Annotated in this window: 12 protein-coding genes and 2 pseudogenes; 11 read left to right on the top strand and 3 right to left on the bottom strand. The window is 39.8% G+C overall.

The features are described from left to right. The first annotated feature begins 120 nt into the window (after positions 1 to 120). From IW644_RS19720 to IW644_RS19705, 4 genes are all read left to right on the top strand, one after another. A complete protein-coding gene (locus IW644_RS19720; RefSeq protein WP_333473931.1) occupies positions 121 to 429 on the top strand; it encodes a GNAT family N-acetyltransferase in 309 nt (102 codons plus the stop codon). 209 nt (positions 430 to 638) lie between these two features. Then, a complete protein-coding gene (locus IW644_RS19715; RefSeq protein ID WP_269919032.1) occupies positions 639 to 1,004 on the top strand; it encodes a hypothetical protein in 366 nt (121 codons plus the stop codon). A 176-nt stretch (positions 1,005 to 1,180) separates the two neighbouring features. Further along, positions 1,181 to 1,573, top strand: coding sequence for a GNAT family N-acetyltransferase (locus IW644_RS19710; protein ID WP_269919031.1), 393 nt, complete (start codon positions 1,181 to 1,183; stop codon positions 1,571 to 1,573). A 95-nt stretch (positions 1,574 to 1,668) separates the two neighbouring features. Continuing rightward, the gene (locus IW644_RS19705; protein ID WP_269919030.1) at positions 1,669 to 1,956 is read left to right on the top strand and encodes a hypothetical protein; all 288 of its coding nucleotides are present in this window, start codon (positions 1,669 to 1,671) and stop codon (positions 1,954 to 1,956) included. Between the two features lie 27 nt (positions 1,957 to 1,983). Here IW644_RS19705 and IW644_RS19700 read toward each other — a convergent pair whose 3' ends face one another. Continuing rightward, complete coding sequence (locus tag IW644_RS19700) at positions 1,984 to 2,163, bottom strand: type II toxin-antitoxin system CcdA family antitoxin (RefSeq protein WP_269919029.1); 180 nt, start codon at positions 2,161 to 2,163, stop codon at positions 1,984 to 1,986. A gap of 415 nt (positions 2,164 to 2,578) precedes the next feature. Between IW644_RS19700 and IW644_RS19695 the strand changes: the two are divergent. The 7 genes and pseudogenes from IW644_RS19695 to IW644_RS19665 all read left to right on the top strand — a co-directional run. Then, positions 2,579 to 2,788: pseudogene (locus tag IW644_RS19695) on the top strand (DUF1244 domain-containing protein); the annotation flags it as partial. Between the two features lie 347 nt (positions 2,789 to 3,135). Next, on the top strand, positions 3,136 to 3,345 hold the full coding sequence (locus IW644_RS19690; RefSeq protein ID WP_269919028.1) for a hypothetical protein: 210 nt from the start codon (positions 3,136 to 3,138) through the stop codon (positions 3,343 to 3,345). A gap of 510 nt (positions 3,346 to 3,855) precedes the next feature. Continuing rightward, entirely contained in the window at positions 3,856 to 4,263 is a 408-nt protein-coding gene (locus tag IW644_RS19685; RefSeq protein ID WP_269919027.1) for a hypothetical protein, read from the top strand. Positions 4,264 to 4,398: 135 nt separating this feature from the next. Further along, positions 4,399 to 4,803, top strand: a complete 405-nt coding sequence (locus IW644_RS19680; RefSeq protein ID WP_269919026.1) for a hypothetical protein — start codon at positions 4,399 to 4,401, stop codon at positions 4,801 to 4,803. Between the two features lie 118 nt (positions 4,804 to 4,921). After that, positions 4,922 to 5,659, top strand: a complete 738-nt coding sequence (locus IW644_RS19675) for a HEPN domain-containing protein (RefSeq protein ID WP_269919025.1) — start codon at positions 4,922 to 4,924, stop codon at positions 5,657 to 5,659. Positions 5,660 to 5,782: 123 nt separating this feature from the next. After that, the gene (locus IW644_RS19670) at positions 5,783 to 6,262 is read left to right on the top strand and encodes a hypothetical protein (protein WP_269919024.1); all 480 of its coding nucleotides are present in this window, start codon (positions 5,783 to 5,785) and stop codon (positions 6,260 to 6,262) included. A 585-nt stretch (positions 6,263 to 6,847) separates the two neighbouring features. After that, on the top strand, positions 6,848 to 7,135 hold the full coding sequence (locus IW644_RS19665; RefSeq protein WP_269919023.1) for a hypothetical protein: 288 nt from the start codon (positions 6,848 to 6,850) through the stop codon (positions 7,133 to 7,135). Positions 7,136 to 7,162: 27 nt separating this feature from the next. Here IW644_RS19665 and IW644_RS19660 read toward each other — a convergent pair. Together IW644_RS19660 and IW644_RS19655 are read right to left on the bottom strand one after the other, a co-directional pair. After that, a pseudogene (locus IW644_RS19660) lies at positions 7,163 to 7,288 on the bottom strand (type II toxin-antitoxin system CcdA family antitoxin); the annotation flags it as partial. 31 nt (positions 7,289 to 7,319) lie between these two features. Beyond that, on the bottom strand, positions 7,320 to 8,297 hold the full coding sequence (locus IW644_RS19655) for a transposase (RefSeq protein ID WP_269919022.1): 978 nt from the start codon (positions 8,295 to 8,297) through the stop codon (positions 7,320 to 7,322). Positions 8,298 to 8,537: the final 240 nt, after the last annotated feature.

The raw sequence follows: 8,537 nt of genomic DNA, 5'->3' as shown, positions 1-8,537 counted from the left end.
GGTTCTGGCGACTGGATTATAACGAAGAAAGAACACATGAAAGTCTGGGTAACCTGCCTCCGGCAGCTTACCGAGCAAAACTAGAAAACTCTAATTTAGTACTGTCTCACTAAAGGGGAAGTGGACAATGACAGCCCGGCGGCATTAGCTAATTGCTTTGAAGGGTTTTCAACTTTTGCTTGCCAACCTCTTATCAACATCCATGATATCTGCGTTCATAAAAACTATAGAGGGCTAGGCCTTAGTCAAAAATTATTGGAAAAAGTGGAGTCGATCGCTAAGGAGCGTGGATGCTGTAAAATTACCCTTGAGGTACTGAGCAATAATGATGTTGCTAAAGCGGCGTATAAAAAATTTGGATTTAGTAGTTACGAATTAGACCCAGAGGCTGGCAGCGCTGTTTTTTGGCAAAAAGCCTTGGATGCATAATTTAGTCGTTAAATATTTCTGCTATTGTTTACTGCCTGTATCTGTGTTCGTAATTATATGAAAAAGTAAAATATCGGATATAAGCTAAACGAAAGAGGCCGAGAGGCATTGCGAATCTTAAATTTTTCTTGCTTTGCATATCTAACCTTTTTTATTACTAAAAATTAGGCTTTAGCCTCAAATCGGAACTGCGTACTAATATGGAAGCTATGAAAACAAAAGAAAATACTGAATTTGATTCGGTTAATAGTAATAAAGCGAAAAACGAAACTTTAACTACGGAGCTGCACTTCGAGTTACTCAAGCAGTACGCATGGTTTTCTTCGGCTTTATTTGGTGCAATCATCATAATGCTGCAACTAAAGGTAGTTGAAATTGGAAATGATGTTTATGTCTCCCTAGGTTGTTTAGGCTTATCCATATTCTTTTCACTTGTTGGGCAAGACTATATAGTTGACTCTTTGCTAGAAGGTAAGGATATATACAAAATAACCAAAGCCATGAAATTAATAAGGGTTACTTCTTTAATTCTTATCGGTTTGGGGCCTGGTTATTTTGTAGCATGTTTGTTGTAAAAGGCACAAATGATTACCTTTCATCCTACACAACTTTTTTAGTGAAAAGTGCAGGTATAGGCGTTACAACTAGAGTTCTTGAAAATGTATTATCAGCGTCGTTTTTTTAAACTTACTGCAATTTCTTAGATTGGTAATAGAGTCGTAGAGTTAATAAGACATACATGGAAAGTGAAATGTGGTTTGAAGATATTGAATTAGAATCTGAGAATATAAAGCTCACTACGTTAACGATGGAACATGCAGACGCTTTAGTGAACGCAGCAAACGACGGTGAATTGTGGAAACTATGGTTCACCTCTGTACCAAGCGCTGAAATTATTGATGACTATATTACGACAGCATTAGAGCAGAAAGCCAAAGGGCTATCGTTACCGTTCGTGGTTATAGACAAAGCGAGTGGAGAGGTTATTGGCTCAACACGCTTTTGTAATGCTGACCTTTTAAATCAAAGGGTCGAAATTGGTTACACTTGGTACAGCAAAAGCTATCAGAAAACATCATGCAATACCGAATGTAAGCTACTTCTTCTTACACATACTAAACAAGACAGGCATCTTTACGAATAATACTAACAATTTCCAGCGTCAAAAATCCATGGGCTCGTTTGGCTTTGCCTATTTTTAAACAACATATGTCGTTAGACATTTAGGAATTAGTCACTATGGAACAGTCAGATGTTAAAAAGTATCAAGCAGCTAGGGAAGGTTTAGTAGTATTGAAGCGATCATCACTTGCAATGCTTTTAATCAGTATCCTTTTACCGTTTTCTCATGCCCTTGGTTTTTCGCAGTATTTGATTTATATGTTTCCTGGGCTCGCTGTTTTCGTTTTCGTAAATATTTGGGTTGGATATAAGGGCGTTTCATACAAAGATCTCTTAAGCATTATTGAGCGACAAATATCTAAAGACCCTAAAGCAATTCAAAGGTTGTCACAGCGCGACACATAAGAAGCCTAATCGACTCAAACTGTGTCATTAGAAGTTCCTGTACTCATTGCCTATACAGCCGTTCTCAGCAACAAACTCGTTATACGCAGCTATGGCAGCTTTGTTTTCTTTTTTCCATCTTTCTTCTTCAACACTTTTCAACTTGTCTTTAAGTGCCTGTTCTAAGGTTGCAGATAGGTTGACTTCTAAGTCTCTAGCTTTGTGCAATAAGTCGCTGTTTAAGCTTAAATTAGCCGTTTTTTTGGGGCATGAATGTCATATAAATCTTGCATGCTATCACTCCAAATTGTTCTATATATTTAGTATGCGCATAGGGATGCGCATTACAATAAATAGGTTCTTAACAAGCCCGGAATTGTTATGTAGAGATGTATACATATAGTGCCTGTCTTACTCTCTATTAAACTGCAAAGTTAACCGAGTAATCGCATAGCATTTTGTCGTCCTTGAACCCGTTGCTGATGTTGATTCTGTGCGTATTGCTCTAGGTGAATTACTTTGCCGGCGGCGTGCTTAAAGCAGGTTTCAAACTGCGTAGTTAAAGTTAGCCAATGTTCATGTTCAATATTGAGGCGCTCTAAAATAGAAGGATATACTTAACAAGACAGGCATGTTTATTTTTGCGGCTGCAAGCGAGCAGGGCGCTGATATCGACTACGAAGCCGCACGTGAAGTGGTATATAAAATGCCGTATTCAGAGTGGAAAGAGAAGCACCAGCTTCCTACCACTGATGAGCAGTTGGAGAAATTGGCTGCTGTACTAAATAAGACAGGCATGTTTGTGTCTATTGCACAGGTGTCCGCGCGCCCTTATTTTAAAGTTAGGCACTAAATATAAATCCCATACAGCAAGCATTTAATTACGATAAGATTGCAGCGCATTGGAATAGCGATCGCTTCAATAACGACTAAATAAGACAGGCATGTTTACGTATGTTTACGTAAACTTCGAACCAGCCACAAATGTGGGCGTTACGTTTTTCAATGGAGTAAATAAAACAGTCACCTTTTTTACAACGGTATGCATTTGGTACCTGTTTTAGATGAAATAAGGAAGGCACATTCGTGCCTTACATTTTTAGGGTACAGATGAATTTTTACGATAGATTTTTAAAAAAGAACCTCTCGGAGGTAACCTGCATACTGCAAAATTCCGGACACGAGAGCATTCTGGACCACTTGGAAGAAACTGATGACGGCTTCATTCTAAATGAGCCCCTCAATGATGTATCAGTTTTACCAACATACAAATTTGCTCTTTCATGCACATTAGCTTCGCTAGGAAACAAGACCCTTGCTTCGCAAATAATCCCAAATCCGGAAAACTTTGTCGAAGATGGTTACGGTGACAATGTATCTAGAAGTTTGGTTTCTGACTTTTTAAGCTAGGTCGGAAAACTAACATGCTAAACAAGACAGGCATTTTTCTCTACGAAGTTATAGGCCTTTGTCTGTCTCACTCTTACCTAGGAGTCTCATATTATGGCTGTGGCAAATAAACAAAAATACTTAACAAGACAGGCATGTTTGTGTGGTATTCAGAGTGGAAAGAGAAGCACCAGCTTCCTGCCACTGATGAGCAGTTGGAAAAGATGGCTGCTAGGCAGGGGAAGTAGTTTTTAGTTCGAGTGACGTTGAATTATTTGTTTTAGAAGCCAGCGGAAGCTGGCTTTTTTGTGCTCGGCTTGCGTGAAAAACACCAAAATAATATACACGTCTAATTAGTGTTTTTAATATATGAACAAAAAACGACGTTACGGTTTTTTCTTTATTTCTCTAATGGTTATGGTTTAGAGTAGAGAGAAGAAAAAAGGAGAAGTGCCCCAGAGTGGTGTGAATTAGCGTGACGGTCTGGGGGACGAGTAAGCTGTTATAGCTCAATTTGAAATCTAGGAAGTTATGGATAATTTTTTCGTATATCACAACGAGATGAAAGTCGGTAAATCCGTATTGGATTTGGGAAACCTAGAAGCTTTTACGAATAAAAATGTATCAGGAAGCAAAAGCGGAGTTGCTTGGGTTATTAGCGGAGTTGGCAAGCGCAGTCCAAAAAGATACTTTGCATCAATGGCTTTTGTAATAGACACAGAAAAAACTGGCTCAGCTCCGATAGCAGGCTTTAACAACTCTATCTCAGGGAAAAAGGGTATAATTCTTAAAAAACCAGTTGATGTTACTGGTCAGGCTTGGCTCAGAGCACTAAATAAACAGACTGCTAATTTTGTTCAAGGCTTTTCGAAAATTTCAGATCCAGTGATCATTAGCGAATTCGAAAATATCTTTTCTTTACATGGGTTCAAGCCATAACAAACCGCTGTAGTCGGTCGCAAGCTCCCTGGGACAATAACACACGGGCTCCAGTCGCTTCGCTCCTAATTTTAGCCCACGTGTTATTGCCCCTAAGCGGGGTGTTAGGTGCCTGTTCAAACTAATAAGGATGTTATGAAAAATAAAATTATATTTACGACCTCACTGCTCTGTCTGTCTCTTGCAGCTTGTAGCAAGCAAGCTCAGATGAAAACTAATTTCTTTATTCAACAAAACAGCATTTCTGAATTCACTATTCCGGAGCTCTTAGAAAACCTAGATTCGTTACCAAACCAAATAAATGGCTGCGATGTTAGTCATCATAAAGCAACAGATGAACTGTTTGTACAGTGCTCTAAAAAAGGGTTCAATTATACAAATAAGCAAGTCAGTTCAGCACTCTCAGGAGCCCTCGGCTTCAGCAGCACAGAGCAATTCGGGCAATATAATTTTAGATGGAAGACGGGTGCAGCTTCTTGTTCAATTGCAATAGAAGAAGATAATGATATTTTTGAGCTTTGGTGTGGCAAAGGCACCTAACAAGCCAATAAACGTACTCACTACGTTCGCTGGGACGCATACACGCAAGGCGGCTGCGCCATTATGCCCCACATGTCTGCGCCCGTTATTGAAAAGTTAGGTTTCAAAAGGAATTTATATGCATTTTAATGGAGATTTTCATAGGTTTAAGTGTCTACAAGACTTCATAGCTTATAAATCAATGCATAATCTAGTATCGAATACGTCAGCAATAAAAGCTTACTTCGAGTCAATGACATTGCACTCTACGGGAGAGCCCTCGCTGGAAGAGCATACTCGAAAATACTTATCAGACTCAATGAAGGAAGATATAGAAAGTTCGATAAATCATTTCGGTGGACTTACTGTCATTGGATTGTGTACATGTTTTGAAGTTGCAGCTAAAGATTTCTTCAAGGCGTTTTTTCTTACAAAACCTAAAAGCATGCACGATTATCTCGAGCACAAGACAATGCAAGGTAGCGTTGCGTTCGATGATATTACGAACTCTGACTCCTTAGGTGATCTTCTCGCGGTTCTAACTGATCGCGCTGCAAGTAGGGCAACTAAAGGACATTTTAGCGAAGTAATGAGGCGAGTATCAAAAGTCAGTAAATACAAACTCGATAAAGATGTATCTAAAAGCCTTGATCAGCTACAAAGGTTAAGGAATAAAATTGCTCATGAAAAATATGATCAGAGCTGGGATGTACCTACCATCGAAAAATTTGAAAATGTTGTAGGTAAAGGGGTAGAGGAATTGTGCAAAGCCGCTAGTTCGAACGACATTCCAGGAAGTTACACGTGCATAAACCCACCAACTCTGTATGTAGATGATGATGGTGACGTCAGCATGTTAATCAACATTGAAACCTAACAATCACATTAAGTTGCTCGCTGGCTCGCTGGGACAGTAATACGTGGGCTCTGTCGCTTCGCTCGGATTTTAGCCCACGTGTTACTGCCCCTTATGTGGGTGTTAGCATCCACGGAGAATTTAATGGATAAACGGACTTTACTAGGTTTAATAATCACCATAGTGTTTATAGGTGTTGTGGGCGCTTATAGCTATTTAAACGTTGCAGCGCTTATTTCACTGAAGCCAAACGAAGTTGGCGACCTAATAGCTGGCATAGGTTCAATTATGGCACTTTTCTGGTTGATAATTGGTTACTTTCAACAAGGACAAGAACTTAAGGAAAATACACTTGCACTTAAGCAACAAGAGGCTCAACTTCTTGAACAAGCTAATCAAACCAAAGAGCTCGCTATTTTTGCAAAAGCTCAAGCCGAAGCAATGAGATCCCTAGCAAAAGCGACGGAAGCTTCTGTGGGCCACGACAAAGCACTTGCTACTTACACAAAAGCTTCAAACGAGCTATCAAGAAAACTCATTCAGGCTTCAGAGAAAAATGCCAAATCAACCAACGACTTAGTAAAATCAATTAACTCTGCTGCTGGCAAAATATCGCGCAGGTAAAAGCTAACAAAACACTAAAGTCACTCGCTGGGACGCTAACACATGGGCTGCGTCACTACGTTCCTAATTTTAGCCCATGTATTATCGCCCCTTAGTGGGCTGTTAGTTTTTTAGGGAGAAATCGTGACTCTTTCAGTAGAAAGCACTAAACAAGACAGGCATCTTTACGAAAAATACTAACAATCGCCAGCAACAAAAATCCATGGGCTCGCTGTTTTCGTTTTCGTAAATATTTGGGTTGGATATAAGGGCGTTTCATACAAAGATCTCTTAAGCATTATTGAGCGACAAATATCTGAAGACCCTAAAGCAATTCAAAGGTTGTCACGGCGCGACACATAAGAAGCCTAATACACTTACTTAACAAGACAGGCATGTTTGTGTCTATTGCACAGGTGTCCGCGCGCTCTTATTTTAAAGTTAGGCACTAAATATGAATCCCATACAGCAAGCATCTAATTAGAAACAAGACAGGCATCTTTACGAAGAATACTAACAATCGCCAGCAACAAAAATCCATGGGTTCGTTTGGCTTTGCCCATTTTTAAACAACATATGTCGTTAGACATTTAGGAATTAGTCACTATGGAACAGTCAGATGTTAAAAAGTATCAAGCTGCTAGGGAAGGTTTAGTAGTATTGAAGCGATCATCACTTGCAATGCTTTTAATCAGTATCCTTTTACCGTTTTCTCATGCTCTTGGTTTTTCGCAGTATTTGATTTATATGTTTCCTGGGCTCGCTGTTTTCGTTTTCGTAAATATTTGGGTCGGATATAAGGGCGTTTCATACAAAGATCTCTTAAGCATTATTGAGCGACAAATATCCCAAGACCCAAAAGCAATTCAAAGGTTGTCACAGCGCGACACATAAGAAGCCCAATCGACTCAAACCGTGCCACTAGAAGTTCCTGTACTCATCACCTATACAGCCGTTCTCAGCAACAAACTCGTTATACGCAGCTATGGCAGCTTTGTTTTCTTTTTTCCACCTTTCTTCTTCAACACTTTTCAACTTGTCTTTAAGTGCCTGTCTTACTCTCTATTAAACTGCAAAGTTACCCGAGTAATCGCATAGCATTTTGTCGGCCCTGAACCCGTTGCTGATGTTGATTCTGTGCGTATTGCTCTAGGTGAGTTACTTTGCCGGCGGCGTGCTTAAAGCAGGTTTCAAACTGCGTAGTTAAAGTTAGCCAATGTTCATGTTCAATATTGAGACGCTCTAAAATAGAGGGTAGGTGATGCTCAACCTTGCCGCGCTTGTTTGGGTGAATATATCGGCTGGTTATATCTACAAGCTGTAAGTAGTCTGGAAGAGTAAAAGGTAAACCGTGTGGCATCTCTTGCCTTGGATTGCCTGCAAAAGGCATAAGTCGTTTAGGTGTTTTGCCTACCTTAGCTGCGTTAATTCGGTATTTAATGCTGGTATACTCTGATGTTTCAGGTGTTTTTGCCATCTTTGCTCGTACTGGGTTTAAATCAACATAAGCCATACAGGCGGCAAGGGCTGACTCATCCAATAGCGCTTGAGATTTAAACCGTCCTTCCCAAAAATGGCCCGTGCAGTCGTCTTCTTTATTAGCAGCCCTAGCAATATATTCATTCAGTGCACGCATAAACCAGCTGATATCAAATAGCCTTTTACGCCATACTTCAGCCGTTAACTCCACCGCTTTAATTTGAATTTCATGTAAATCTTTACGCGAATCTGGTGACATGTAGCGCTGCGAGAGTAATGTGCCTTTGTACAGTTTATGCCAACGTTGAATCACATCTTCTGTACTCAGTGCGTCTGCCTTCTCTTTGTTTACGTGTAATACCAGGTGCGTATGATTGCTCATTACTGCATAAGCACATACATCAATGGCGAACACCTCACTTAAAACATGAATACGGTCTTCTACCCATTGGCGACGATGTTCAAAGCTTTTACCGTTCTCCACGCCGCATAAGAAAGCACGACGAACACAGCGGGAAATACAGTGATAATAGGGCGTATCCGATAAACTAATTTGTGACTTTCGGGCTTTAGGCATAGTGTCCTGTCTCTAATTAAATCGCTTACTAGTTTGGATAGGAATTTAGATTGAGGAAAGTGTACGAGGGGACAGTTTGGTATTTTTCTAGTTATGCCTGTCTTGTTTATTCGACCGACTGATCACTAAAGACATCATGTTACAAATTGGTTAAAGCTTTTAGCTTAAAAGTTGACTAAACTAAATTAAGTAAGACAGGCATCTTTATTTTAGGCATTTAAAAGGAGAGTTTAAATGAAT

The sequence above is a fragment of the Alteromonas sp. PRIM-21 genome, assembly GCF_027563165.1.
GTDB classification, from domain to species: Bacteria; Pseudomonadota; Gammaproteobacteria; order Enterobacterales; family Alteromonadaceae; genus Alteromonas; species Alteromonas macleodii_A.
This window is presented reverse-complemented; position numbering and strand designations above follow the sequence as displayed.